At 72.7% G+C, this 25,517-nt stretch carries 15 protein-coding genes; 5 read left to right on the plus strand and 10 right to left on the minus strand.

What is annotated here, in order from left to right; all coding sequences use genetic code 11:
- The first annotated feature begins 179 nt into the window (after positions 1 to 179).
- Positions 180 to 5,141: an NAD-glutamate dehydrogenase gene (locus tag ACZ7EC_RS04615; protein WP_471057969.1), complete on the plus strand. Its 4,962-nt coding sequence runs from the start codon at positions 180 to 182 to the stop codon at positions 5,139 to 5,141.
- 182 nt (positions 5,142 to 5,323) lie between these two features.
- On the plus strand, positions 5,324 to 6,838 hold the full coding sequence (locus ACZ7EC_RS04620; protein WP_471057971.1) for a hypothetical protein: 1,515 nt from the start codon (positions 5,324 to 5,326) through the stop codon (positions 6,836 to 6,838).
- A 101-nt stretch (positions 6,839 to 6,939) separates the two neighbouring features.
- Here ACZ7EC_RS04620 and ACZ7EC_RS04625 read toward each other — a convergent pair whose 3' ends face one another.
- The 4 genes from ACZ7EC_RS04625 to ACZ7EC_RS04640 all read right to left on the minus strand — a co-directional run bounded on the left by ACZ7EC_RS04625 (position 6,940) and on the right by ACZ7EC_RS04640 (position 12,772).
- Positions 6,940 to 8,613 (minus strand): glycosyltransferase family 2 protein, encoded by a 1,674-nt coding sequence (locus ACZ7EC_RS04625; RefSeq protein ID WP_471057974.1) that lies wholly within the window; start codon positions 8,611 to 8,613, stop codon positions 6,940 to 6,942.
- The gene (locus ACZ7EC_RS04630) at positions 8,610 to 10,805 is read right to left on the minus strand and encodes a CDP-glycerol glycerophosphotransferase family protein (RefSeq protein ID WP_471057977.1); all 2,196 of its coding nucleotides are present in this window, start codon (positions 10,803 to 10,805) and stop codon (positions 8,610 to 8,612) included. The genes ACZ7EC_RS04625 and ACZ7EC_RS04630 overlap by 4 nt, the downstream gene beginning before the upstream one ends.
- A 181-nt stretch (positions 10,806 to 10,986) precedes the next feature.
- Complete coding sequence (locus ACZ7EC_RS04635) at positions 10,987 to 11,868, minus strand: ABC transporter ATP-binding protein (protein WP_471057980.1); 882 nt, start codon at positions 11,866 to 11,868, stop codon at positions 10,987 to 10,989.
- A complete protein-coding gene (locus ACZ7EC_RS04640) occupies positions 11,861 to 12,772 on the minus strand; it encodes an ABC transporter permease (RefSeq protein ID WP_471057984.1) in 912 nt (303 codons plus the stop codon). Before ACZ7EC_RS04640 ends, ACZ7EC_RS04635 begins: the two co-directional genes overlap by 8 nt.
- A 208-nt stretch (positions 12,773 to 12,980) precedes the next feature.
- On the opposite strand from ACZ7EC_RS04640, the gene ACZ7EC_RS04645 reads away from it, so the two are divergent.
- On the plus strand, positions 12,981 to 13,619 hold the full coding sequence (locus ACZ7EC_RS04645; protein WP_471057987.1) for a TetR/AcrR family transcriptional regulator: 639 nt from the start codon (positions 12,981 to 12,983) through the stop codon (positions 13,617 to 13,619).
- A gap of 510 nt (positions 13,620 to 14,129) precedes the next feature.
- Here the strand turns inward: ACZ7EC_RS04645 and galE are convergent.
- From galE to ACZ7EC_RS04660, 3 genes are all read right to left on the minus strand, one after another.
- The gene (gene galE / locus ACZ7EC_RS04650; RefSeq protein ID WP_471057990.1) at positions 14,130 to 15,125 is read right to left on the minus strand and encodes a UDP-glucose 4-epimerase GalE; all 996 of its coding nucleotides are present in this window, start codon (positions 15,123 to 15,125) and stop codon (positions 14,130 to 14,132) included.
- A 107-nt stretch (positions 15,126 to 15,232) separates the two neighbouring features.
- Complete coding sequence (locus ACZ7EC_RS04655) at positions 15,233 to 16,873, minus strand: glycosyltransferase family 2 protein (RefSeq protein WP_471059705.1); 1,641 nt, start codon at positions 16,871 to 16,873, stop codon at positions 15,233 to 15,235.
- A gap of 43 nt (positions 16,874 to 16,916) precedes the next feature.
- Positions 16,917 to 18,188 carry a glycosyltransferase 87 family protein gene (locus ACZ7EC_RS04660; protein WP_471057993.1) on the minus strand — a complete coding sequence of 424 codons (1,272 nt, stop codon included), beginning with the start codon at positions 18,186 to 18,188 and terminating at the stop codon, positions 16,917 to 16,919.
- Between the two features lie 180 nt (positions 18,189 to 18,368).
- Here ACZ7EC_RS04660 and ACZ7EC_RS04665 point away from each other — a divergent pair, with 180 nt between their 5' ends.
- Entirely contained in the window at positions 18,369 to 19,946 is a 1,578-nt protein-coding gene (locus tag ACZ7EC_RS04665) for a glycosyltransferase family 39 protein (RefSeq protein ID WP_471057997.1), read from the plus strand.
- Here ACZ7EC_RS04665 and ACZ7EC_RS04670 read toward each other — a convergent pair.
- Entirely contained in the window at positions 19,891 to 20,376 is a 486-nt protein-coding gene (locus tag ACZ7EC_RS04670; RefSeq protein WP_471058001.1) for a MarR family winged helix-turn-helix transcriptional regulator, read from the minus strand. The genes ACZ7EC_RS04665 and ACZ7EC_RS04670 overlap by 56 nt on opposite strands.
- Before the next feature lie 121 nt (positions 20,377 to 20,497).
- Between ACZ7EC_RS04670 and ACZ7EC_RS04675 the strand changes: the two genes are divergently transcribed.
- Complete coding sequence (locus ACZ7EC_RS04675) at positions 20,498 to 20,911, plus strand: organic hydroperoxide resistance protein (protein WP_471058003.1); 414 nt, start codon at positions 20,498 to 20,500, stop codon at positions 20,909 to 20,911.
- Positions 20,912 to 20,991: 80 nt separating this feature from the next.
- Here the strand turns inward: ACZ7EC_RS04675 and ACZ7EC_RS04680 are convergent, their stop codons facing one another.
- The gene (locus ACZ7EC_RS04680) at positions 20,992 to 23,196 is read right to left on the minus strand and encodes a bifunctional glycosyltransferase/CDP-glycerol:glycerophosphate glycerophosphotransferase (RefSeq protein WP_471058006.1); all 2,205 of its coding nucleotides are present in this window, start codon (positions 23,194 to 23,196) and stop codon (positions 20,992 to 20,994) included.
- A gap of 3 nt (positions 23,197 to 23,199) precedes the next feature.
- Positions 23,200 to 25,401 (minus strand): bifunctional glycosyltransferase/CDP-glycerol:glycerophosphate glycerophosphotransferase, encoded by a 2,202-nt coding sequence (locus ACZ7EC_RS04685; protein ID WP_471058009.1) that lies wholly within the window; start codon positions 25,399 to 25,401, stop codon positions 23,200 to 23,202.
- Positions 25,402 to 25,517: the final 116 nt, after the last annotated feature.

Raw genomic sequence — 25,517 nt, forward strand, 5'->3', positions numbered from 1 at the left:
GAGAGCAGCGTCACATCACGTGGTCGTGTCGGAAACGGCCGAATACCCCCCGCTCATCCCGCCTGGCGGCATAGCGTCGGAACGGACCGGAAACTCCGGGCCGTGGCGTCGAGCCGCAGGGGAAGATCCCGTACTTCCTTCTACGTCACGCAACGGCGCGCGACAGGAGCCAGAGGACAATGCAGACCAAGCTGGACGAAGCCAAGGCCGAGCTGCTCGAACGGGCCGCTCGGGTAGCTGAGAACAGCCCGGTCGGGGGGCACCTACCGACCGGGTCGACGGGCGAGGGCTCCCCGGACACCCCGGACAACGAGTCCACCCTCGCGTTCCTCCAGCGCTACTACCTGCACACCGCACCGGAAGACCTCGCCGACCGCGACCCGGTCGACGTCTTCGGCGCCGCGGTCTCGCACTACCGGCTCGCCGAGAACCGCCCCCAGGGCACCGCGAACGTCCGGGTGCACACCCCGACGGTCGAGGAGAACGGCTGGACGTCCAGCCACACGGTCGTCGAGGTCGTGACCGACGACATGCCGTTCCTGGTCGACTCCGTCACCAACGAGCTGACCCGCGGCGGGCGCGGCATCCACGCCGTGATCCACCCCCAGTTCGTGGTGCGCCGCGACCTCACCGGCAAGCTGCTGGAGATCCTGCCCACCCCGGCCACCTCCGTCGACCCCGCCGAGCTGCCGCACGACGCGCACATCGAGTCCTGGATCCACGTCGAGATCGACCGCGAGACCGACCGCGCGGACCTGAAGCAGATCACCTCCGACCTGCTGCGCGTGCTCTCCGACGTCCGCGAGGCCGTCGAGGACTGGGACAAGATGCGGGAGGCGGCGGCGCGGATCGCCGGCGAGCTGGAGAGCGAACCGGTCCCGGCCGACCTGCCGGAGGCGGAGGTCGCGGAGGCCCGCGAGCTGCTGCGCTGGCTCGCCACCGACCACTTCACCTTCCTGGGCTTCCGCGAGTACGAGCTGCGCGGCGACGACACCCTGGCCGCCGTGCCCGGCACCGGCCTCGGCATCCTGCGCTCCGACCCGCAGCACGACGAGGACGACCAGCACCCGGTCAGCCCCTCCTTCGAGCGGCTTCCGGCCGACGCCCGCGCCAAGGCCCGCGAGCACAAGCTGCTGGTGCTGACCAAGGCGAACAGCCGGGCCACCGTGCACCGGCCGTCGTACCTGGACTACATCGGCGTCAAGAAGTTCGACAAGGACGGCAACGTCGTCGGGGAGCGCCGCTTCCTCGGCCTGTTCTCCTCGGCCGCGTACACCGAGTCGGTGCGCCGGGTCCCGGTCATCCGCCGCAAGGTCGCCGAGGTCCTCGACCGCGCCGGGTTCTCGCCCAACAGCCACGACGGCCGCGACCTGCTCCAGATCCTGGAGACCTACCCGCGCGACGAGCTGTTCCAGACGCCGGCCGCCGAGCTCCAGTCGATCGTCACCAGCGTGCTTTACCTCCAGGAGCGCCGCCGGCTGCGCCTGTACCTGCGCCAGGACGAATACGGCCGCTACTACTCGGCCCTCGTCTACCTGCCGCGCGACCGCTACACCACCGGCGTGCGCCTGCGGATCATCGACATCCTGAAGGAGGAGCTCGGCGGCATCAGCGTCGACTTCACCGCCTGGAACACCGAGTCGATCCTGTCCCGGCTGCACTTCGTCGTCCGCGTCCCGCAGGGCACCGAGCTGCCCGAGCTGTCGGACGCCGACAAGGACCGCATCGAGGCCCGGCTGGTCGAGGCCGCCCGCTCCTGGGTGGACGGGTTCACCGAGGCGCTCAACGCCGAGCTGGGCGAGGAGCGCGCCGCCGAGCTGCTGCGCCGCTACAACAACGCCTTCCCCGAGGGCTACAAGGCCGACCACACCCCGCGCGCTGCCGTGGCCGACCTCGTGCACCTGGAGCGGCTGACCGAGGAGCCGGGCAACGACTTCGCGCTGAGCCTGTACGAGCCGGTCGGCGCCGCCCCCGACGAGCGCCGCTTCAAGATCTACCGCAAGGGCGCCTCCGTCTCCCTGTCCGCCGTGCTGCCGGTGCTCCAGCGCATCGGCGTCGAGGTCGTGGACGAGCGGCCGTACGAGCTGCGCTGCTCGGACCGCACCACCGGCTGGATCTACGACTTCGGGCTGCGGCTGCCGAAGTCGCTCGGCGCCGGCAACGGCGACTACCTGGGCGACGACGGCCGCGAGCGCTTCCAGGAGGCGTTCGCCGCGACCTGGACCGGGCGCGCGGAGAACGACGGCTTCAACGCCCTCGTGCTCAGCGCCGGGCTGACCTGGCGCGAGGCGATGGTGCTGCGCGCCTACGCCAAGTACCTGCGGCAGGCCGGTTCGACCTTCTCGCAGGACTACATGGAGGACACCCTCCGCAACAACGTCCACACCACCCGGCTGCTCGTCTCCCTGTTCGAGGCGCGCATGTCCCCGGAGCGCCAGCAGGCCGGACTGGAGCTGACGGACGCGCTGCTGGAGGAGCTGGACGCGGCCCTGGACCAGGTGGCGAGCCTGGACGAGGACCGCATCCTGCGCTCCTTCCTGACCGTCATCAAGGCGACCCTGCGCACCAACTTCTTCCAGCGCCGCGCCGACGGCCACCCGCACGACTACGTGTCGATGAAGTTCGACCCGCAGGCCATCCCGGACCTGCCCGCGCCGCGCCCGGCGTTCGAGATCTGGGTGTACTCGCCGCGCGTCGAGGGCGTGCACCTGCGTTTCGGCAAGGTCGCGCGCGGCGGTCTGCGCTGGTCCGACCGGCGTGAGGACTTCCGCACCGAGATCCTCGGCCTGGTCAAGGCGCAGATGGTGAAGAACACCGTCATCGTGCCGGTCGGCGCCAAGGGCGGCTTCGTCGCCAAGCAGCTGCCGGACCCGGCGCAGGACCGGGACGCGTGGCTCGCGGAGGGCGTCGCCAGCTACAAGACGTTCATCTCGGCGCTGCTGGACATCACCGACAACATGGTCGGCGGCGAGGTCGTCCCGCCCAAGGACGTGGTGCGGCACGACGGCGACGACACCTACCTGGTCGTCGCGGCCGACAAGGGCACCGCCACCTTCTCCGACATCGCCAACGGGGTCGCCGAGAAGTACAACTTCTGGCTCGGCGACGCCTTCGCCTCCGGTGGTTCGGCGGGTTACGACCACAAGGGCATGGGCATCACCGCGCGCGGCGCCTGGGAGTCCGTCAAGCGGCACTTCCGCGAGCTGGGCGTGGACACCCAGTCCGAGGACTTCACGGTCGTCGGCATCGGTGACATGTCCGGTGACGTGTTCGGCAACGGCATGCTGCTGTCCGAGCACATCCGCCTGGTCGCCGCCTTCGACCACCGGCACATCTTCATCGACCCGAACCCGGACGCGGCCACCTCGTACGCCGAGCGCCGCCGCCTGTTCGAGCTGCCCCGCTCCAGCTGGGCCGACTACAACGCCGAGCTGCTCTCGGCGGGCGGCGGGATCTTCCCGCGCAGCGCCAAGTCGATCCAGCTCAACGCGCACATCCGCGAGGCCCTCGGCATCGAGGGCAAGGTCGCCAAGATGACCCCGGCCGACCTGATGAAGGCGATCCTCAAGGCGCCGGTCGACCTGCTGTGGAACGGCGGCATCGGCACCTACGTGAAGTCCTCCGCGGAGTCGAACGCGGACGTCGGCGACAAGGCCAACGACGCCATCCGCGTCGACGGCGCCGACCTGCGCGTCAAGGTCGTCGGCGAGGGCGGCAACCTGGGCCTGACCCAGCTCGGCCGCATCGAGTTCGCCCACCAGGGCGGCAAGATCAACACCGACGCGATCGACAACAGCGCCGGCGTGGACACCTCCGACCACGAGGTGAACATCAAGATCCTGCTGAACGGCCTGGTCGCGGACGGCGACATGACCATCAAGCAGCGCAACAAGCTGCTCGCCGAGATGACCGACGAGGTCGGCGCGCTGGTGCTGCGCAACAACTACGCGCAGAACACCGCGCTCGCCAACGCGCTGTTCCAGGCCAAGGACATGCTCCACGCCCAGCAGCGCTTCCTGCGCCACCTGGTGCGCGAGGGCCACCTGGACCGGGCGCTGGAGTTCCTGCCGACCGACCGCCAGATCCGCGAGCGCCTGAACCAGGGCCAGGGCCTGACCGGTCCGGAGACGGCCGTCGTCATGGCGTACACGAAGATCACGGTCGCCGAGGAGCTGCTGGCCACCTCGCTGCCCGACGACCCGTACCTGCGCGGACTGCTGCACGCGTACTTCCCGACCGCCCTGCGCGAGCGGTTCGCGGAGGCCGTCGACAACCACCCGCTGCGCCGCGAGATCACCACCACGGTGCTGGTCAACGACACGGTCAACACGGGTGGTACGACGTACCTGCACCGGCTGCGCGAGGAGACCGGCGCCTCTCTGGAGGAGATCGTCCGCGCCCAGACCGCGGCCCGCGCCATCTTCTGCTCGGCCCCGGTGTGGGACGCGGTGGAGGCCCTGGACAACAAGGTCGACGCGGCCGTGCAGACCCGCATCCGGCTGCACTCGCGCCGGCTGGTCGAGCGCGGCACCCGCTGGCTGCTCAACAACCGGCCGCAGCCGCTCCAGCTCGCCGAGACGGTGGAGTTCTTCGCCGAGCGCGTCGAGCAGGTCTGGCAGCAGCTGCCCAAGCTGGTGCGGGGCGCCGACCTGGAGTGGTACCAGCACGTGTACGACGAGCTGTCCGCGGCCGGCGTCCCGGACGAGCTCGCCACCCGCGTGGCCGGGTTCTCCTCCGCCTTCCCGGCGCTCGACATCGTCTCGGTGGCCGACCGCATGGGCAAGGAGCCGCTGGACGTCGCCGAGGTCTACTACGACCTCGCCGACCGCCTCGGCATCACCCAGCTGATGGACCGCATCATCGAGCTGCCCCGCAACGACCGCTGGCAGTCCATGGCCCGCGCCTCCATCCGCGAGGACCTCTTCGCGGCGCACGCGGCGCTCACCGCGGACGTGCTCAGCGCGGGCGACGGCGCCTCGTCGCCGGAGCAGCGCTTCGCGGCCTGGGAGCAGAAGAACGCCCCGATCCTGGGCCGGGCGCGCACCACCCTGGAGGAGATCCGCAGCTCGGACTCCTTCGACCTCGCCAACCTCTCGGTGGCGATGCGGACGATGCGGACGCTGCTGCGCACGCACGCGTAGCGATACCGCGCAGGCAGGTGGGACGCCCCGGTCCGATGGAGAATCGGTCCGGGGCGTTCCCTTTCTTGCCGTCCTCTGTACAAAGGAGATAGGCGGATTTACCGTTTCCTGCTTATCGGTGTGTTTCGGATAGGGTCTGCGCTGTAATTACCTGGGCTTCCGCGATTGGGTGTTCCAGCAGAATGCAAGCAGCACAGTCTGACCTCGAAGAACAGCTGAGCCGCCCGGAGCCTGCGGGCGGCGGCGCACGGGCGGCCCGTGTGGTGCCGCAGGTGACCGCGGTGCTGGTGGTGGCCCTGCTGCTGGCGGTGATCGTCCGGCTGCCCTGGATCGGCGACCTCGGCATGCACGCGGCCACGATCCAGCGGCTCTCCCACCGCCTGCTGCACCCCGGCAACCCGCTGGTCGACGCGGACACGCCGAGCCCGTACTACTCGCCGTGGATGCTGGTGCTGGGCGCACTCGCCAAGGTGACGGGCCTGTCGGTGTTCGTGGTGCTGCGCATCGGTGCGCTGGTGGGGCTGACCCTGCTGGTCACCGGGGTGTGGCGGTACGTCAGGACGCTCAGCGCCCACCGCGCGGCGCCGGCGCTGGCGTTGCTCAGCCTGGTGCTGCTGTGGGGGACGGCCGTCCTCAACTGGAGCGGGTTCGTCGGGCTGCACTCCCTCGCCCTGACCATCTCCTACCCGAGCGTGTTCGCGCTCGGCCTGTCCTTCCACTTCTGGGCCTGGCTCACCCGTGCGCTGCGCGCGGAGGCGTCCTGGGGGCGGTGGCTGGCCCTCGGGGTGCTGTGGGCGCTGATCCTGCTCTGCCACCAGTTCACGGGCGTCGTCGCCACGCTCGGAGCGCTGGCCATGGTCGTCTCCGCCCGTCCGGGGCGGCAGGTGTGGCTCCGGCTCGGGGGCGGTCTGCTGCTCGGCGCGGTGCTGCTGTGGGTGTGGCCCTACTACGACTTCTTCTCGCTGTTCTCCGCCGGGGCGGATCTGGAGGCCATCCACAAGTCGCTGTACCAGCATCTGTTCGCGCGGTTCGGGCTGGTGCTGCTGGGGGTGGCGGCGCTGGTGCCGCGGCTGCGGCGGGACCGGTGGGACGCGCTGGCGCTGTTCTTCGCGCTGGGCACGCTGGTCGTCGTGGCGGGCGGGCTGACCGGGCACTACTCCTGGGGCCGCGCGATGCCCGCCGCGCTGATCCCGGCGCAGCTCGCGGCGGCGCTGGAGGCGGTGACCGCGGGGCGGCGGGCGGTGCGGGCCGGGTGGGCCGGTGTGCTCGGGGTGGCGCTGGCGGTGGGCTTCTGGGGGCAGGCGGGGACGATCGGGTATGCGACGGGGAAATCCGCGCTGCCGTCCGTTCTCGCCGACAAGTACGAGGCACCGTGGGCCGGTTATCACTGGATCACGCCGTGGGTGCGGTACGGGGATGTGGTGATGGCGCGGACGGTGCCGGCGCGGCAGATTCCGGCGTACGGGGGATACACGGTGGCGCCGGGGTATCCGGATGTGTTCCTGCGGGATGCGGCGGAGCGCTCCGCCGCGGTGTCCCGGTTCTTCGCGTCGGGGACGCCGGCGGCGCAGCGGCGGGGGATTCTGCGGGAGTACGGGGTGCGCTGGGTCGTCGGCTCGGCGGACCTGGCCGGGCCCGGCCTGCGGAAGGTGACGACGGGCCCGGCCGACCAGGTTCTGTACCGGGTGGTGCCCTGAGCCGAAGCATCCCGTGAGGGGCGCGGAGAACCGCGCGACAAGCCACTGCGGGCCCGTGGACGACCACGGGCCCGCAGTGCTACGGCGCTGTCTTCACGCGGCTACTTCAGCAGGCTCGCCACCAGCTTCGCCGCCTTGCGCACCCTCGGCCGTGCGATCTTGTGCAGGACCGGTCGGATCACCGCCGTCGCCCCCACCGGCTCCCAGCGGAGCTGCAGGCGACCGGGGTTGCGGCCCTCCGGCTCCACCGTGACCAGGTGCGGCGTCGCGCCGGAGTGGTAGTCGACACGGACCGCGGCCGCGGGGAAGTCCAGCGGGGCCAGCAGGACGCCGGAGTTCCACAGGCCCTGCTGGTTGAGGCGGACCAGCGGGTGGCGGAAGCCCTGGAAGCCCTGGAGGGGGAGGCGCGCGGCGCCGAGGTCCAGCCGCACCGTGCCCTCGAAGACACCGGGGCTGACCGGGTCGAGCCGGAACGGCACCGTCATCCGGCGCCCGCCGGGGGAGACGATCAGACCGGCGCGCTGGGGCCCGACCGGGAGCCGCAGACCGGGGTCGTACGTACGGATGCCCAGCGTGAGGGTCGCCCCGCTGCCCCGGTCCAGCTCCGTGATCTCGTGCCGGAACTGCGCCGTCGGGAACGGCCGCGTCTCCAGCTCCAGGTCGGCGATGGACAGCTCGCGCCGGCCGCGCTCGGTGTCCGGGACGCTCCCGCCCCAGTACGGCACGCCCGCCGCGTCCGTCGTGACCTGGCGCGGCGCCACCTCCTGGCCCAGCCCCCGCGCCGCGAGCCGCGCGTCCGCGAGGCGGCCGGAGCGCAGCAGTTCGAGGACGACCCGCTCGGGCCGGGGCAGCCGGGCGAACGCGCCCGGCGCCAGGGTGTCGAGGTACGGGTTCATGATGTCCGCGAACGCGGTCAGCCACTCCTCGTCCCGGTACGGCAGATCGCCCGCGTACATCCGGAAGTCGTGCTTGAGGAACTTGAAGTCCTTGTCCTCGCGCAGCCCCGCGTGCCCGCTCTCCACCAGGAAGTCGTCGATGAGGCGCTGGACGTGGACGCGGTCGCGGACGTTGCTGACCTTGTGCCGCTGGTTGGAGATGGACGCCGACGCGGCCGCCGCGAACGGGTCGATGTACCAGACGTAGACCGGGTCCGGGATGATCGTGAACGCCTTCGCCAGGCAGTACGCCTGGGCCGAGAACAGCTGGTCCTCGTAGTGGATGCCCTCGGGGAAGCGCAGTTCGTGCCGGTCCAGGAAGGAGCGCGCGTACATCTTGCTGGTCGACAGGTGCTCGAACAGCAGCCGCGGGTCGTCCTCGATACCCTCGACCGTGCGCCGCTCGGCGACCAGGTGCGGCATCCACGTCGTACGCCGGCCGTTGTCCACCCGTACCCGGCGCACCGCGCCCATGGTGAAGTCGACCTCGCGCTCGCGGTGCGCGGCCAGCAGCAACTCCACTGCCTGCGGCGGGAGTTCGTCGTCGCTGTCCAGGAACATCAGGTACGGCGCGCGGGCGATCTCGATGGCCCGGTTGCGCGGGGCGCTGCACCCGCCGCTGTTCTCCGGCAGCCGGAGGTAGCGCACCCGCGGGTCCTCCGCCTCCAGGCGGCGCGCCACCGCGGGCGTGTCGTCGGTGGAGTGGTCGTCGCTGATGACGATCTCGATGTTGGCGTGCGTCTGCGCGCGCAGCGAGGCGACCGCCCGCGGGAGGCGGGCCGCGTCGTTGTACACGATGACGGTGACCGTGACGTCGGGGGTCGTGGCCGCATTCGTCATGCCGTGGCCTCCTCGGGGGTCGGGGCGGGGGTGCGGTCCTCGATCGGCAGCACCGGTGGCAGGGCCTCCTCCGGCTCGCCCAGGAACACCCGGCGCACGACCCGCTCGGCGGCGCGGCCGTCGTCGTACTCGCAGAACCGGCGCCGGAAGGCGGCGCGGGCCTTGGCCGCGGTCTCGTCGCGCCAGGCGCCGGAGCGGAAGATCTCCGTCAGCTCCTCCTGGGTGCGGGCGACCTGGCCCGGATGGTCGGTCATGAGATCGAAGTAGACGCCGCGGGTGGTGCGGTAGGTCTCCCAGTCGTCGGCGTAGACGACGATCGGGCGGTCCAGGTTGGCGTAGTCGAACATGATCGACGAATAGTCCGTGACCAGCGCGTCGGCGGCCAGGCACAGCTCCTCGACGGGGTCGTAGGAGGAGACGTCGATGAGCCGCCCGGAGCGGCGCAGGCCGGTCAGCGGGGAGGTGGCGCCGCCGTAGAAGTAGTGGGCGCGCACCAGCAGGACCGTGTCCTCGCCGAGCCGGTCGGCGAGTTCGGCGAGGTCGAGGCGGGGAGTGAAGCCCGCCTCGTAGTCGCGGTGGGTGGGGGCGTAGAGGATCGCGGTCTTGCCGGGGGCGATGCCGAGCCGGGCGCGGGCCGCGCGGACCGCGTCGGCGCCGCTGGTGTAGAAGACGTCGTTGCGCGGATAGCCGTGGTCCAGCGAGGTGTAGCGGGCCGGGTAGGCGCGCTCCCACATCCGGGTGGAGTGGCTGTTGGCGCTGACGCTGTAGTCCCAGCGGTCGATGCGGGCCAGCAGCGCGTCGAAGTCGAGGCCCTTGGCGGCTGCCGGGTGTTCGATCTGGTCCAGGCCCATGCGCTTGAGCGGGGTGCCGTGATGGGTCTGGAGGTGGATCGCGTCGGGCCGCTTGACCACCGCGTTGGGGAAGTTGACGTTGTTGACGAGGTACTTGGCGGTGGCCAGCACCTCCCAGTAGCGGCGGGTGCCGGGCACCACGTGGTCGGTGCCGGGCGGCAGCAGGGCCGTGTTCTCCTTGGCCACCACCCACACCGGGTGGATGTGCGGGGCGAGTTCGGCCAGCTTGGCGGCGATCGCGGCCGGGTTGCAGGCCACCCCGCGCTCCCAGTAGGCCGCGAACACCGCGAGGTCGGGGTCGATCGGCCGGCTCAGGGCGCGCCGGTACTGCTGCTCGCGCAGCTTGGCGCCGACCTGGCGCTTGCGGGCGCGGACCGCCTTGCGGGCGGCGCGGCGGGTGCGGTTGGCGGCCTGGAACGCGCGGTACTTCGTGTACGCGCCCTCCTCCAGCAGCGCGTGCCGTACGCCCTCCACGCCCGCCGGGTGCTCGTAGCGCTCGGGGCGCCAGCGCACCGCGGCGAGGGAGGCGCGGCGGAAGAACTCGCGGGCCACCGCGTCGGGCAGGTTCTCGCCGGCGAAGGTGCGCACCAGGTCGCGCATCATCAGGTCGTAGAGCACCACGCGCGGGGCGCGGCGGTCGCGGGCGAGCGGCATCAGCGTCTCGTAGCGCTCGACCAGCTCGAAGCGGTCCTCGGGGTCGAGCGGCGGCAGGCTCTCGGGGCGCAGCTCCCGGTTCTCGTACGCCACCTGGTTGAGGCAGGCGACGCGGTCCGCGCACAGCAGGGCGGCGCTGGCGGCACGGGGTTCGTCGTCGCTGTTCAGCCGCTCCTCGTGGGCCGTCCAGAACTCCCTGCGCAGGGCGCGGTTGCCGAGCAGCGGGGTCAGCCGCAGCAGGTCGGAAGCCTCGTCCAGCGGGAGGGCGGCGCGGCCGACGGCGGCGAGGAAGCGGCCGTCGCGGGAGGGGCGGGCGGCGGCCTGCCAGGTGGTGGTGAGGTGGTCGAGGAGGAGGACGTCCACGGAGTCGTCCAGCTCGGCGGTGCGCTCGGTGATCAGGCGGGGGGCGCCGGCCGGCAGCCCGTCCTTGGCGTGCACGAAGTGCAGCCAGCGGCCGGTGGCGCGGGCGGCGCCCGCGGCTCGGGCGGCCGCGTCGGTGGTGCCGTCGGGCAGCGGGACCACGATGGTGCCGGGGGCGTGGCCCTCGGCCGTCTCGCGGGCCCAGTCACCGACCGCGGCGACCACGATCTCGGCGTCGGACAGGGGGTGCGCTTCGAGGGTGTCGAGCAGTTCCGTCAGATGCCCCTGCGCGTTGGGTCCGTAGACGATGACGCTGAGTTGGGGCATCGCGATGGACTCCTTCGGCTCGTCGGTGGAGGATCACCCTTCATAACATACTGTCATCAAGCGGATGAAAGGGATGACCACGTTCGGGGTAAGAAGAAGGGGACCCGGCTGTTAGACAGTCGTTCCGGGTCCCTGGTTGCCCGCACGGCCACCTTCATGTGGTGAGGGGTTTGTGAGCGCGTTACGCGGCCTTCTTCGGGGCAGATTTCTTCGTCTTGTCCGACTTGTCGCCGGTGAAGGCCTCGTACTCCTTGAGGACCTCCTCGGTGGGGCCGTCCATGCGCAGCTCGCCGCGCTCCAGCCACAGCGTCCGCTCGCAGGTGTCGCGGATCGAGTTGTTGTTGTGGCTGACCAGGAAGACGGTGCCGGCCGTCTCGCGCAGCTCGCGGATCCGCTCCTCCGAGCGCACCTGGAACCTGCGGTCGCCGGTGGCCAGCGCCTCGTCGATGAGGAGGACGTCGTGGTCCTTGGCGGCGGCGATGGAGAAGCGCAGCCGGGCGGCCATGCCGGAGGAGTAGGTGCGCATCGGCAGGGTGATGAAGTCGCCCTTCTCGTTGATCCCGGAGAAGTCGACGATGTCCTGGTAGCGCTCCTTGATCTGCTCGCGGGTCATGCCCATGGCGAGGCCGCCGAGGTAGACGTTGCGCTCGCCGGTCAGGTCGTTCATCAGCGCCGCGTTGACGCCGAGGAGGGAGGGCTGGCCGTGGGTGTAGATGTGGCCGCTCTCCACCGGCAGCAGGCCCGCGACGGCCTTGAGCAGGGTGGACTTGCCGGAGCCGTTGGTGCCGATGAGGCCGATCGCCTCGCCCTTGTAGGCGACGAACGACACCTTCTTCACCGCGTGCACCCGGCGCACGCCGGCGGCCTTCTCGGCCTGCTTGCGGCGCATGATGCGGTTGAGGGCGGCGGTGGCGGAGCCGCGGCCCGAGCCGGTGCCGTTGATCCGGTAGACGATGTCGACGCTGTCGGCGACGACGGTGGGGATCCGCTCGCTCTGCATGGCCTGCCCGGTCTGCTGGGTCCGATGGGTGGTCTGCTGGGTCCGCTCGGTCTGCTCAGCCACGGCCGTACTTCTCCTCGGACTTCCAGAAGTAGACGAAGCCGCCGACGCCGGCGAGCAGGGCCCAGCCGAGGGCGATCGGCCAGACGTGCGCGGGCAGCTGCTTGGCGTGGAAGCTGTCGATCAGCGCGTAGCGCATGAGGTCGATGTAGATCGCGGCCGGGTTGGTCTGGAGCAGGACCGTCACGATGTGCGGCAGGTGGTCCTTCTTGGTGAGCTTGTCGATGCTCCACATCACGCCGGACACGTACATCCAGGTGCGCAGGACGAACGGCATCAGCTGGGCGATGTCCGGGGTCTTGGCACCCCAGCGCGCCATGATCATCGCCACGCCGGCGTTGAAGGTGAACTGGAGGATCAGCGCCGGGATCACCAGCAGCCAGGAAGCGCTGACCGGCACGCCGAAGCAGAGCAGGATGACGACCAGGGCGGCCATCGAGAACAGCAGCTGCTGGAGCTGCTGGATGCAGAAGGAGATCGGCAGGGCGGCACGCGGGAAGTGCAGGGCGCGCACGAGGCCGAGGTTGCCGGAGATCGCACGGGTGCCGACCTGGATCGAGCTCTGCGTGAACGTCCACACGAACACGCCGGTGACCAGGAAGGGGATGTAGTCCGGAACGCCCTTCTTGGTGCCGAGCAGGACGCCGAAGATGAAGTAGTAGACCGCCGCGTTCAGCAGCGGCGTCATGACCTGCCAGACCTGGCCCAGCTTCGCCTCGCTGTACTGGGCGGTGAGCTTGGCGGTGGCGAAGGCGGTGATGAAGTGGCGCCGGGCCCACAGCTGGCGGATGTACTCCGGCAGCGAGGGGCGGGCGCCGCTCACCGACAGGCCGTGCCGGGCGGCCAGCGCCTTGAGGTCGTCGGCCGGGGCCTGGATCGGGGGCGGTGTGTCGAGGACCTGGCTCACATCCGCTGCTTTCGCTCGGGGGGAGGGGGGTGCCACGACTCCGACTGTGGCCGGAACCGGGGCGGGCCGGTCCCGTCGTCCGGCGTTTCCTTACGTTTCTCTTCACGTTCTCTTACGACGGGACGGGACCGTATCGTCGCAACGTGAGCGTAGAACGTGGTGACGTCGCAACGCAACCGTTTCGTCGTCACGCCCTATGCTGGGTGCCATGACCACGAACGCCGCCGGGCCCGTAGAAGAACCGGCCAAGCGCGCGCGCCGCCGTACCCCTGCCGGGGCCGCGGTGCTGCGCCCGGATGTGACCGAGGCCATCCGGGCGGCCGTCTTCGAGGAACTGGCCGCGGTCGGCTACGCGCGCATGAGCATCGAGGGGATCGCGCGGCGGGCGGGGGTCGGCAAGACGGCGGTGTACCGCCGCTGGCGCTCCAAGCTGCACCTGGTGCTCGACGTGGTCTCCGCGATGGCGGTCCTCGGCCTGCCGGTGCCGGACACGGGCTCCCTGGAGGGCGATCTGCGGCTGCTCTACGAGGTGACCTCGCGGGCGCTGCGCCACCCCGTCGCCTCCCAGATCATCCCCGACCTCCAGGCGGAGGCGGCCCGCAACCCCGAGATCGCGGAGGCGTTCCAGAAGGCCCTGCGCGACGGTCAGGAGGGCGTGGCCAGCAAGGTCGTCGCGGCGGCGGCGGCGCGCGGCGAGCTGAGCCCCGACCTGGACCCGGACCTCGCCCTCGACCTCATCTCCGGGCCGCTGTACTGGCGCTCGGTGGTCATCCGCTCGCCGAAGCAGCCGAAGGGCTATCTGGAGAAGCTGGCGCGGGCCACGGCGGGAGCGCTCAAGGCGTTGTGACGGCGGTCGGGGCGACATGAGCCGGCGGGCGAGGGGGCCGGCTCCGGCGTCCGCGGCGCCCGCCCGCCGAGGCCGGGCGCCGGTGTGCGCGGGTCTCGCGCGCCCCCGGTCGCCCCGGACGGCACGCCTGCCCGCGGCCGGGGGCGCCCCCCGAGGGGGCGGGGGGGGGGGGGGGGGGGAACCGCGCGACCAGCAAGGTCGTCGCGGCGGCGGCGCGCGGCGAACTGAGCCCCGACCTGGACCCCGACCTCGCCCTCGACCTCATCTCCGGGCCGCTGTACTGGCGCTCGGGCGACATGGGTCGGCGGGCGAGGGGGCCGGCTCCGGCGTCCGCGGCATCCGCCCGCCGAGGCCGGGCGTCGGTGTGCGCGGGTCTCGCGCGCCCCCGGTCGCCCCGGACGGCACGCCTGCCCGCGGCCGGGGGCGCCCCGAAGGGGCGGGGGGAACCGTGTGGCCAGCCGCGGCGGAGCCGCACCCGGCGGTCGGCCCCGCTCTCGCGGCGGAACCCCCTCAGTCCTTCAGCATCTTGTCCCGGACCGGGATCCACTCCAGGGCCGAGCGGATGCCCTCCTCCAGGGAGAGTTTCGGCGTCCAGCCCAGCAGGCGGGCCGCGCGGTCGCTCGTGGTGTAGCCGCCGGCCACGTCACCCGGCCGGGGGTCCGCGTCGACCGTGGCCAGCGGCGTGCTCACGACGTTGTTGAACGCCGCGCACAGCTCGCGGACCGTGGTGCCGGATCCGGTGCCCAGGTTGATCGCGATCGACGGCGCGGACGCGGTGAGGATGGAGTCGAACCGCTCGATCGCGGCGATGTGGGCCGCGGCCAGGTCCCAGACGTGCACGTAGTCACGGATGCCCGTGCCGTCGCGGGTCGGGTAGTTCACCCCGGTCACCGGGAACGGCGTACCCGCCTGGTGCGCCCGGATCAGCATCCCCAGCGCGTGGCTGGGCCGCTTGAGCTGGAGACCGGTGCGCAGCAGCGGGTCGGCGCCGACGGGATTGAAGTACCGCAGGGACAGCACCCGCATCTCCCCGGCCGCCGCGATGTCGGCGAACATCTCCTCGCACACCGCCTTGGTCCGCGCATACGGGCTCTGCGGCGCCAGCGGCGAGTCCTCGGTGACCGGCGAGCCGTCCTCCGCCCGGTAGATGGAGGCCGAACTGCTGAAGACGAGCCGGTCGCACCCGTTGCGGCGCAGGTGCTCGACGAAGGCCAGGCTCTTGGTGACGTTCGCCTCGTAGTACCCGATCGGATCCGCCACCGACTCCGGCACCACGATCAGCGCCGCGCAGTGCACCACCGCGGAGATGTCCGGGTGCTCGGCGAAGATCCGGTCCACCAGGGCGCCGTCCGCGATGTCGCCCTCGTAGAAGACCCGCCCCTCGGTGAACTCGGCGCGGCCGCGGACCAGGCTGTCGAGGATCACCGGGGTGATCCCCGCGTCCAGACAGGCCGACGCGACGGTGCTTCCGATGTAACCCGCGCCACCGGCGATGAGGACAGACACGTTGATTCTCTTCCCGGTCTCGTTCCAGACCCAGTAGTTCCAGACGGCCCAGCGGCTCCCGGCACAGCGGGGGCCCCCGACACAGTACGAGCAAGCGGCCCGCGGCGTCAGCGCAGCAGCCGCCGCAGGCGGCCGCGCACTATCCGGACGAGTCCGGACATCCCCGCCGCCACGCGCAGTGCCAGCGCGCCGGAGTGCGTCGCGTACGGCTGTACGAGCAGTACGCCGTGCCGCAGGTCGGGCACGACACGCCGGCGCAGCCGCCCCGCGCCCGCGCGGGCGGCCGCCGTGACCTCGCGCTCCGCGCCGTCCGCGAAGCGCACGGTCAGCCGCAGGTCCCAGACGCCCTCGCCGAGCGCGCCGACATCGAGGGGCAGCTCGGCCGACCACAGGTCCGGGCCCGCGGGGACGAGGGCGGCCGTCGCCCGCCGCCGGGTCCGCGCGTCGTCCCGCGCGTCCCAGCGCACGTCCAGCTCGCGCGGCCCCGCCTCGGCCACCCTGCCGTACAGCTCGTGCAGGCGCAGCGTGAGGGTGCCGGTGCCCGCCCGCGGCCGCACCTCCGCGTCCAGTGCGACCGGGAGCGCCTCGACGGGGCTGGTCAGGAAGGCGGCGAGGGACACCTCGGGGAGGTCCTGCGACCAGACCGGGGTGCCGTCCGGGGTGCGGGCGTACGGCGGCAGCAGCCGGCCCGGACGCGCGGCGAGGTCCCGCAGCCGGGGCAGGTCGCGCGGCTCGGGCGACGCCAGGAGCAGCCGGCCCAGCAGCCGGCCGGGGGCGGCCGGGTCCTGCTCCCAGTCGGCGGCGTCGTAGCGCCCGAGGTACGCACGGGTGTGCGTCCACCACGCGCGCTGGTACGCCGCGTCGCGCAAGTCCAGCTCCCGCGCGTACATCCGCACGTCGTGGTCGAGGAACTTGGCCCGCGCCGCCCGCGCCAGCTCCTTCTGGCCGGCGGCCAGCAGAATGTCGTACGCCAGCGCGCACGCCCGCGTGCGCGCCTGCCAGTTGTCGATGTGCCCCCGGTCCAGGGAGAGCGACAGCCGCTCGGCGGCGCGGCGCACATGCCAGACGTACACCCGGTCCGGCACCAGCGCGATGCGCGGGTCCGCGGCCAGGACGCGGGCGGTGAAGACGAAGTCCTCGTAGAGGAAGCGGCCTTCGGGGAAGCGGATGCCGTGCTCGCGCAGGAAGCCGGTGCGGTACAGCTTGTTCACGCACAGCGTGTCGTGGACCAGGCTCAGGCGTTCTGCGGGGCGCGCGAGGACGGAGTGCGCCGTGTAGAGGGGCTCCTGCCAGGGCTGTTCACGCCCCGAGGGCAGCTCCCGGCGCACGCACAGCCCGCTCGCCACCGCGGCCCCCGCCCCCTCGGCGGCGGCCAGCAGCGCGTCCACCGCACCCGGCGGCAGCACGTCGTCGCTGTCCAGGAACATCACGTACGGCGCCGTCACCGCGTCGATCCCGGTGTTGCGCGGACTGCCGCAGCCACCGCTGGTCTCGTCCCGCCGGATCACCCGCAGCCGGTCGTCGTCGGCGGCCATCCGGTCGAGCAACTCGGCGCTGCCGTCCGTGGAATGATCGTCGACCGCGACGACCTCCGCGACCGCGGGCCCTTGCGCGAGCGCCGAACGCACCGCGTCGGCCACATGGGCACGGTCGTTGTAGCCGATCACGACGACACCGACAGAGCCGGTGCGCCGTGCGCTCTGCCGGGTCTGTGTGTTCGCTGACTGGGCGGGCGAGTCGGGAATCATGGAGTCCACAGGCCGGAGCGTAGAAATATTCGGTAATACCCCGTTAAGAGAGGCTTAGTGTTCGGTCTGGTAGACGGTCGGAATCGAGGCGGGGTTGTGCTCTTTGCTCACCCTTTACCTTTGCTGCTCCGGTGTCCCGCCACAGCCGGATGAAGGACAGTACCGCCGCGGCGGTCAGCAGTCCGTTGCGGCCCAGCATCAGCAGACAGCCGGCCCAAGTGCCCCCGATCACCTGCCCGTAGCACAGCGGATACACCACCGTGCTCAGCGCGGACGCCGCCAGCACCAGCACCGCCACCGGGCGCTGGCCGGTGTGGCGCGAGGCCAGGCACACCGCGGCGAGCCCGAGCAGCCAGACCATGTACTGCGGGCTGATCACCCGGCTGGTCACCGTGAACAGCAGCACCGCGCACAGCGCCGCGTCGGCCGGTGTCGCCCCGGTCCAGCGCCGCGCCCGCACCCGCCACAGCACCAGCAGCCCGAAGGCGAGTGCCGTCAGTGCGAGGGACACGGCGGCGACGGCGGGCACGTACGGGCCGACCAGCTCGATGGCGCCGTACTGGTAGTGGGGCCGCCCCGACCAGCCCGCGTGCCGGGCGAGGTTGAGCGCCGTACCGCCCAGCGACTCGATCTGCACCCCGCGCCCGCCCTGCTCCGCCAGGAAGGACAGCGGATGCCGGAACGCGACGGACAGCAGTCCCAAAACGACGGTCCCGGCAGCCGCCGCCCACGTCCACGCGCTGCGCGTCGCCGCGCCGCGGGGCGTCCCCAGCAGCACCAGCGCGGGCCAGCCCTTCACCAGCGCGCCGAGCGCCCCGAGCACCCCGCCCGCGCGCGGGGAGCGCGCCAGCGCCAGCAGGGAGAGGACGGCGAGGGCGGTGACCTGGACGTCGTAGCGCGCGAGCGGCAGATGCAGTAGCAGCGGCAGCCCGCCCGTCCACAGCGCCGCGCCGAGCAGGCTGCGCCCCGGCCCGCGCCCCGCGCGCACCAGCGCCCCCTCGATCAGCGCGTCCGCGAGCAGCATGAGCGTCACGAACGCCTGGACGTACGACAGCCCCGGCAGCAGCCCCGGCGCCAGCAGCACCGCGCCCGCGCCCGGCGGGTACTGCCACAGCGTGTCGTGGACCGGGTAGGACCCCTGTTCGAGGACGCCGTACCAGTGGAAGTACAACCGGCCCACCTCGCGCGCCACCGAACCGCCGCTGAGCAGCGGCGAACTGTCGTGCGCGAGCAGCCACAGCATCGACGCGCGGGTGGCGAGCCAGCAGGCGGTGAGCCCGAGGACCGGGCCAGGGGTGACACGGAGACACTTCATCGCGTTGGAGCCTAAGCCGGGTGGATGGAGTATCAGCGGCGATACGCCGCAATCACCCGCAAACATCGTGTCATCGCAAAAGATCGGGCCGTGGTGAACGTCGGGGTCCCTGTGGATGCTGTGGAAACCGTGCCAGCGCCGTCGCGGAAGCCGCCCGGAGCGCGGGGACGGCGCGGGGCCGTGGCCGGGGTGCCCGCGGCGGTGATGCTGACGCTCGGCCTGTGGGGGCTGGACCGGGGCGGCATGTGGCGGGACGAGGCGGTCACGTTCCAGGTCGCGCGGCGGACGGTGCCGCAGATCTGGCGGCTCGTGCACGGCGTCGACGCGGTGCACGGGCTGTACTACGTGCTCATGCACGCCGTGCTCGCCGTGCGCGCCGACGAGGTGACGCTGCGGCTGCCGTCGGTGGCCGGGGCGGTGGTGGCGGCGGCCCTGGTGGCCGAGGTGGGGGCACGGCTGGCGGGACCGAGAGTGGGCCTGTGGGCGGGGCTGCTCTACGCCGTGAACCCGATGGTCGGCCACTACGCGCAGGAGGGCCGCTCCTACGCGCTGGTCGCGGCCGGGGTGATGGGGGCGACGCTGCTGCTTTTGCGGGGGGTGGAGCGCGGCGGATGGTGGGGGTACGGCCTCGTCCTCGGCGCCACCTGCTGGCTGCACGAGTTCGCGGTGCTGGTGGTGCCGGCCCACGCGGTGACGCTGGCGCTGTCCCGTGTGCGGGGGCGGGTGTGGCGGGGGTGGGGGTGCGCGGCCGGGGCGGTCCTGGTCTGTCTGCTGCCGATGGTGGCCACGTCGCGGGCGCAGGCGGCGCAGGTGGCGTGGCTGCGCAGGCCGACGGGGGAGACGGTGGCGGGGCTGGCGCGGCAGTTCTTCGGCATGTCGGAGGGGGTCTACTGGGTCTGCCTGGGGCTCGCGGCGACGGGTCTGCTGGCGGGGGTGGCGGAGGTGGCGGGGGCGGCCGGACGGACCGGACGGAGGGGGAAGGTGGCGCTGGCGGGGGTGGCGGCGCCGCTGGCGGTGGTGCCGCCGGCCGTGCTGATGCTGGTCTCGCAGTCCTCGCCGCCGCTGTACGTCGACCGGTATGTGCTGTACGCGCTGGCGGGGGCGCCGCTGCTGGTGGCCGGCGGTGCGGAGCGGGTGGCGGGAGGGGCGGCCCGCCTGCTCACCGCCGGCCGATCGCGAAGCCATCACCCCGAGCCGCACCTGGGGGGCCTCATGCCCGCTCCCGCCACCCTCCTCGGCGTTCTCGGCCTCCTCGCCCTCGCTCTCGTCCCCCTCCAGCAGCTCCCCCTCCTCCGGCAGGACCGGGACCCCGCCCGGCGTCCGGACGACCTCGCGGCGATCGCGCGGGCGGCGGCGCACGGGGTGCGGAAGGGGGACGCGGTGCTGTACCTGCCGGCGTACACGCGCAACACCGCGCTGGCCTACCCGGCGGCCTTCCGCGGGACGCGGGATCTCGCGCTCGCGCGGGCCGGGGACGTGTCCGGGACCCTGTACGGAGTGGAGGTCCCCGCCGCACGGGTGCGGCAGCGGGTGGCCGGGGTCCGGCGGGTGTGGGTCGTCGCCGACCGGGCCGTGCTGGCGGGGCGGTGGACGCCGCGCAACCCCGGTGAGATGGCCAAACTCGCCGTGCTCCGGCAGGAGTTCACGGTGCGCGGCGAGGCCGTGCGCGGGCGGACCGTCGTACGGCTCTATGTACGGCCGCTCAGTCCCGCGGGTCTCCGGCCTCCGTCGCCGCAGCCTCGTCCAGTGCGCTGGTGAGCCGGTCGAGGCGGGCGCGCAGGTCGGCGATCTCGGCGCGGTCGAAGCCGGTGGAGCGCATGATGCGGCGCGGTACCGCGAGGGCCCGCTCGCGCAGGGCCGTGCCCTCCTCGGTGAGCAGGACCCGTACCGAGCGCTCGTCCTCGACGCTGCGCTCCCGGCGTACGAGGCCCGCCGCCTCCAGCCGTTTGACCAGCGGGGACAGCGTGCCGGAATCGAGCCGCAGCTGTTCGCCGAGCTTTTTGACCGGCAGGTCGCCCTGCTCCCACAGCACCAGCATCACCAGGTACTGCGGGTAGGTGAGGCCGAGGTCCTTGAGGATCACGCGGTAGACGCCGTTGAAGGCGCGGGACGCGGCGTGCAGCGAGAAGCAGATCTGGTTGTCCAGGCGGAGCCAGTCCGTCTCGGTCTCGGCGGGAGAAGCGGTCATGAGTCCAGGGTAGCCCCTCGCCCGGCATTTGGTTGTGGGCAACTTAATTGTGTGCTCTACTTATGGCGGGGAACACAAGCACGCCACACCACGCAGGACACATCGAGAGGGAGGGTTCGTCATGGACGCGCTCTACACCGCCGTCGCCACCGCCACCCACGGCCGCGAGGGCCGTGCCGTCTCCTCCGACGGCAAGGTCGACGTCAAGCTGGCCCCGCCGGTGGAGCTGGGCGGCAACGGCGAGGGCACCAACCCCGAGCAGCTGTTCGCCGCCGGTTACGCCGCCTGCTTCGGCGGCGCCCTCGGCGTCGTCGGCCGCCGGGAGAAGGTGGACGTCACCGACGCCGCCGTCACCGCCGAGGTCGGCATCGGCAAGCAGGGCGAGGGCTTCGGCCTGAAGGTCACCCTGCGCGTCGAGCTGCCGGAGACGGTGGACCGCGAGACCGGCCGCAAGCTGGTCGAGGCCGCCCACCAGGTCTGCCCCTACTCCAACGCCACCCGCGGCAACATCGAGGTCGACCTCGTCGTCGAGTAAGCCCGATCAGCCGCATCGCGCCCGGCCGGCGGGTCCCCCCGCCGGCCGGGCGCGGCATGTCCACCGCCCCCGCATGCCCCTCACGCCGACGTCAGCGCGTCCCGCCCCGTCGTCGCCTGCCCCGGCAGCCGGACCGGGTCCGGCAGCGGCTCGTCCAGCAGGAGGGTGTGGACGACGCGGGCGGCGGCTCGGCCGTCCTCGAACGCGCAGTAGCGGGCGCGGAAGCGGGCGCGGAGGCGGGCCGACTCCTCGTTCCGCCAGTCGCCCGAGGCGAACAGCCGGGTCAACTCGGCGTACGAATAGGCGACATGGCCGGGAGGATCGGCCGGCAGATCGAAGTAGGTGCCGCGTGTCTGGCGGAAGACCTCCCAGTCGTCGGCGTGGATCACGATCGGCCGGTCCAGGTTGGCGTAGTCGAACATCACGGACGAGTAGTCGGTGATCAGCGCGTCCGCCGCGAGCAGCACGTCCGGCAGGTGGAGCTCGTCCGTCGCGTCGACCACGACACCGCGCCGGGCCAGTTCGGCGAGGCCCAGGCCGCGGGCGAATCCGGTCGCCAGCGCCGGGTGCAGCCGGACCACCAGCGTGCGGCCCTCGCCGAGGTCGGCCGCGAGGCGGGCCAGGTCGATCCGGTCCACGTGCCCGCCCCTGCGGTAGTCCCGGCGGGTCGGCGCGTACAGCACCACCGTGTGGTCCTCGGGGATGCCGTGCCGTGCCCGGAAGTCGCTCGAACCGCCGTTGACCAGCACGTCGTTGCGCGGGCTGCCGGTGCGCGCCGGGGCGAAGTGGCAGGGGTAGGCCCGCTCGTACACCAGCTCCGCGTAGCGGCTCGCGACCAGGCTGTGGTCCCAGCGGTCGGCGCGGCGCAGCAGCTGCGGGACGTCCACGCCGAGCCGGGCGCCCGGCTTGTCCAGCAGATCGGCGCCGAGGTACTTCAGCGGGGTGCCCTGATGGGTGTGGATGTGCACGCTGCCGGGCCGCTTGGCCGGGACGCCGGTCCACGGCACGTCGTTCACCAGGTACGCGGCCCGCGCGAGGACCTCCGCGCAGCGCCGGGTGCCCGCGATCACATGCTCCACGTCCGGCGGCAGCCCCGCCGCCGTCTCCGCGTCCCGCACCACCCACACCCCCCGCAGCTGCGGAGCGATCCGCCGGGCCGCGTGGTAGACGGCCGCCGGGTCGCCGAGCAGGCCCCGGTGCGCGGACGCCGAGTACACCACCAGGTCGGGGTCGAGCGGGCGGCGGGCGTGCAGCGCGGCCCAGCCGGTGCGGGCCCGCCCGGCCGCCGCGCGCCGCGCCGCGCCCGCCCGCCGGGCCGCCTCCCGCGCGGCCCGGCCCGCCTGCCGCCGCAGCCGGTAGTTCACCCAGCCGCCCTCCAGCACGGCCAGGTCACCCGCCACTTGGGCGCCCTCGGGCTTCAGCCGGCGGAACAGGTCCGCGGTACGGCGGAAGAACTCGGCCTTGTCGGCGGGCGGCAGCCGGTCCGGCTTGGCCAGGATGTCCAGGCAGTGCTCGCCCAATTTGCGGTGCAAGTAGGGCCGCCAGGGGTCGAGTTCGGGATGCTCGTCCAGGAAGGCGAAGACGCGTTCGTACTGGTCGTGGACGTCGAAGTGCTTGCGGCTGGTGGTGGACAGGATGTTCCCCTGCCTGCGCTGGCGGTAGTCCAGGCAGATCCGGTCCAGCACGGCGATCCGCCCGGCGCTGAGCATGACCGGGAAGGTCCAGGGGGTGTCCTCGTAGTAGCCGGGCGGGAAGGCGAAGCCCCGCGCCGCGACGAACTCCCGCCGGTAGACCTTGTTCCACACCACCATCAGCAGGTCCAGGATCCGCGGGTACCCGGCCGCCGTGAAGGTGTCCGGGCCGGCCTCGGCGAGCACCTCCGCGAGCGCGTTGCGCCGGGTGCCGCCCCACCAGTAGGTGCGCGCGTAGTCGAACACCAGCACGTCCGGGTCGCCGCTCTCCGCCAGCCGCCCGGCGATCGCCGCGAGCGCGCCCGGAGTGAGGGTGTCGTCGCTGTCCAGGAAGAACAGGTAGTCCCCGGTGGCGTGCGGCAGCCCGGCGTTGCGGGCCCGTCCGAGGCCCACGTTCTCCGGCAGGTGCAGCACCTTCACCCGCCGGTCGCGGGCGGCGTACTCGTCGAGGATCGCCCCGCAGTCGTCCGGCGAGCGGTCGTCCACGGCGATCACCTCCAGGTCCCGGTACGACTGCCCCAGCACCGAGTCCAGGCATTCGCGCAGGTACGCCTGCACCTTGAAGCAGGGCACGATCACACTGAAGCGGGGCACGGGTCAGCTCCTCACGAGGGTGACGGCGGCGGGGGCGGGGACGCGCTCGCCGAGCGGCAGCACCGGCGGCAGCGCCTGCGGCGGCTCGCCCAGCAGCACCCGCCGGACGACGCGCTCGGCGGCCCGCCCGTCGTCGAACTCGCAGAACTTCTCCCGGAACGCGGCCCGCAGCGCGGTCGACTCGGCGTCCGCGTAGGCGCCCTCGCGGAAGACGGCGGCCAGTTCCTCGGGGGTGCGGGCGACCGGCCCCGGCGGCTCGGCCATCAGGTCGAAGTAGACGCCCCGCGCCTGCCGGTAGACGTCCCAGTCGTCGGCGTAGATCACGATCGGCCGGTCCAGGTTGGCGTAGTCGAACATGATGGAGGAGTAGTCGGTGATCAGCGCGTCCGCGGCCAGGCACACGTCCTCGGCGCTGCGGTGCGCGGTGACGTCGATGATCCGGTCCGAGTGCCGGGTGCGGCCCTGGTCGTAGAAGTAGTGGGCGCGCAGCAGTACGACGACGTCCTCGCCGGCCGCCGCGCAGAACTCCTCCAGATCCAGGCCGGGTTCGAAGCCGCAGTGGTGGTCGCGGTGGGTGGGCGCGTAGAGCACGGCGAGCCGGTTCTCGGGAATGCCCAGCTCCCGGCGGACGCGGGCCACGTCGGCGGCGGTCGCCGTGTAGTAGACGTCGTTGCGCGGATAGCCGTACTCCAGCGCCTCCCAGGAGCCGGGGAAGGCGCGCTCCCACATGCGGGTGGAGTGCCGGTTGGAGGAGAGGTTGAAGTCCCAGCGGTCCACCCGGCCCAGCAGCTTGGTGAAGCTGCCGGAGCGCGCGGCCACCACCGGGTACGTCGACTGGTCCACGCCCATCGTCTTCAGCGGGGTGCCGTGCTGGGTCTGGAGGTGCACGCTGCCGGGTCGTTTCACCACGCCCTCCGCGAAGTTGGCGTTGTTGACCAGGTAGGTGGCGCGGGCCAGCAGTTCCCAGGCGCGGTGGGAGCCGAGCACCGCGTACTCCACGTCCTCCGGCAGGGTGTGCTCCTGCCCGCCCTCCACCAGGAACACCTGGCGCAGCCGCGGGGCGAGTTCGCGGGCCTTGGCGTGGATCGCGGCCGGGTTGCAGGCGTAGCCGCGGCCCCAGTAGGCGCAGTACACGGCGAGGTCGGGGTCGAGCGGGCGGCGCAGGGCGGCGCGGTAGCGCAGCCGGGTGCGGACCGCGTGCGGGCGCGGGACGCTCTCGACGGCCCGGCCCGCGAGCCGGTTGGCGTCCCGCAGGGCGCGGAAGGCGTCGTACGCGCCGACCGCCAGCAAGCGGTGCTGCACCCCGAGGCTGCCGCGCGGCATCCGGTGCCCGTCCGGCCGGAACCTCCGGTACAGGCGGGCCGCGCGGCGGAAGAACGCCCGGTGTCCGCGGGCCAGCCGCTCCGGCCGGGCCGCGGTCTTCAGCACCAGTGCGAACAGCTGGTCGAAGAGGGGCCGGGTGCGCTCGGCGGGCAGGGCGTGCTCGGCGGCCCGCGCGAGGACCAGCTCCACCTGGTCGAGCAGGGCGTGCTGGTGCTCGCCGGGCAGGTTCAGCCGGCTGCCCTGCCGGCGCAGCCGGTGCCGGACGACCACCCGGCGCAGTACGGCGATCCGCCGGGCGGCGACCGTGGTCAGGCCGCCCCAGCCGAGGTCCGTGAAGTGCCCCTCGGGGAAAACGAGCTCGTGCCCGGTGAGGAACGCGCGGCGGTACACCGCGCTCCACGCGGGGAGCGCGGCGCCGGTCAGCCGGGGCAGCGCGGCGGGGGCGAAGGCACCGCGCGGGGCACCGGCGAACAGCGGCGCGACCGGGTTCACCGGATCGCCCTCCCACCAGGGGGCCCGCTCGTGCTCCACGTACAGCACGTCCACCCCGCCGGACCCGGTCAGCAGGCCGTCCACGGCCGCCAGTGCGCCCGGCAGCAGCAGGTCGTCGCCGTCCAGGAACAGCACGTACGCGCCGCTCGCCGCCCGCATCCCGGCATTGCGCGCCCCGCCGAGCCCGGCGGACGGCGGTGAGTGGACCGGCATCACCCGCGGGTCCCGCCCGGCGTACCCGGCGGCCACCTCGGCGGCCGGGGCGTCGGGCGCGTCGCAGACCGGGATCAGCTCGAAGTCGCCGAAGGACTGGCCGAGGACCGAGTCCAGCGCCTGGGACAGCCGGCCGGCGACCCCATGAGTGGGGACGATAATGCTGAAGCGGGGCATTCTGCTCTTTCTGTCGTTCTTCCTGTCGTCCTGCGGACGTGGTTCTACGGCGCCGTGCGCATCCGTCCCGGCCGGCCCGCCGGGCGCCAGGTGGGCGGCCGGCTCGGGGCGGGCCG

This window comes from Streptomyces sp. NPDC037203 (assembly GCF_055605065.1).